The sequence below is a fragment of the Dietzia sp. CQ4 genome, assembly GCF_014145125.1.
GTDB classification, from domain to species: Bacteria; Actinomycetota; Actinomycetes; order Mycobacteriales; family Mycobacteriaceae; genus Dietzia; species Dietzia natronolimnaea.
The window spans coordinates 1-1,536 of record NZ_JAALDZ010000354.1; the positions used below are offsets into that span (position 1 = coordinate 1).

General features: G+C 70.2%; 2 protein-coding genes. One reads left to right on the top strand and one right to left on the bottom strand.

Going from position 1 to position 1,536, the window contains the following annotated elements; genetic code table 11:
• Positions 1 to 551 (bottom strand): TetR/AcrR family transcriptional regulator (locus G6031_RS16800; protein ID WP_182653880.1); only part of this gene is annotated, 551 nt, incomplete at its 3' end.
• A gap of 73 nt (positions 552 to 624) precedes the next feature.
• Here G6031_RS16800 and G6031_RS16805 point away from each other — a divergent pair.
• Positions 625 to 1,536, top strand: a 912-nt coding sequence (locus G6031_RS16805; RefSeq protein ID WP_187702363.1) for an MFS transporter, incomplete at its 3' end; no start/stop codon positions are given.

Here is a 1,536-nt window from a genome sequence, read left to right on the forward strand (position 1 = left end):
TCGACGAGCATCTCGATGTCCGCGGCGGTGAACGGTCGCAGTCCGATCATGCGCGCGAGGACCACCGGCCCGGCGAGCTGGGCCACCGCCAGGTCGCGGTCCCCGGGGATCAGGGTTCCGGCGGACTCGGCGGTGGACAGGACGGCGTGCAGGGGGGCGGCGTAGGAGTCCACGACGCCGCGGCGCAGCTCGCCCACCTCGTCGTCGTCCCCGGCACCCCGGCCCATCGCCAGCCATCCCCACATCGACTGCTGGAGCGGGGCGTCCTGGATCAGGCGCGTCATGGACGTGCACAACTGGACGAGTTGATCGCGCACCGGGGCGTCACTCGGAGGCGGCTCCGGCGCCGGCAGCAGGCGCCGGAACGCCGCCGCGATCAGTGAGTCGGTGGAGGGGAAGTTGCGGTACAGCGTGGTCCGGGCGACGCCGGACACGCGGGTGACCGCGTCCACCGTCACCGCCGCGGCACCACCTGACAGGAGCAGGTCCACCGCGGCGTCCAGGAGTTTTCCCCGCGAGCGGGCGCGGCGCGGATCGGTCGGAGACTGCATGGGTCCATTGTGACGGCCCCCGGTGGGATACGGTGTGGTGACCCGACCGATACCGGCGGTATCGTTTCTTCAGATGTCGCCACCTCCGACCCCGGGAGCCGAAGTGCTGGAACTGACCACCGGACGGCGCCGCTGGCTGCTGTTCGTCAACATCGTGGCGGTGTCGCTGGTCGTCGCCACGATGTCCGCGCTGTACACCTCCCTCCCGGACATCGCCGTGGCCACCGGGGCCACCCAGGCCCAGCTGACCTGGATCGTCGATTCCTACACGCTGGCGCTCGCCGCGCTCGTGCTCACCGCAGGCGCCCTGGGCGACCGCTTCGGCCGCCGGGCCACCCTCATCGTGGGGCTGGCCCTGTTCACCGTGTCCTCGGCCCTGCCCATCTGGCTGGACTCGCCGCTCTGGGTGATCGTCCTGCGTGCGGTGGCCGGAGTGGGCGCGGCGTTCGTCATGCCCTCCACGCTCTCGCTGCTCACCGCCAGTTTCCCGTCCGAGCGTCGCGGTTCCGCGGTGGGCATGTGGGCCGGGTTCGCGGGTATCGGCGGGATCGTCGGCCTGCTCAGCTCGGGGGTCATGCTGGAGGTGTGGTCGTGGAAGGCGATCTTCGTGGTCTACTCCGGCATCGGTCTGCTGGTGCTCCTGGCCGCCCTCACGATCGGTGAATCCGTGGCGTCCCGGCACGGTCGGCCGGACGTGCTGGGATCCGTGTTCTCGGCGCTGGCGGTCGGTGGCGTCGTCTTCGGCCTCATCGAGGGCGCGCACACGAGTTTCTCCGACCCCCTCGTCGTCGTCACCCTCATCGTGGCCGCGGTGAGCCTGCTGGCCTTCGTCCTGGTCGAACTCCGTGCCACCGATCCCCTTCTCGACGTGCGGTACTTCCGCCGGCGGGGCTTCGCCACGGGTTCCATCTCCGTCGGGATGCAGTTCCTGACGATCTTCGGGTTCTTCCTGCTGATCGTGCAGTACCTGCAGTTGGTCAAGGGG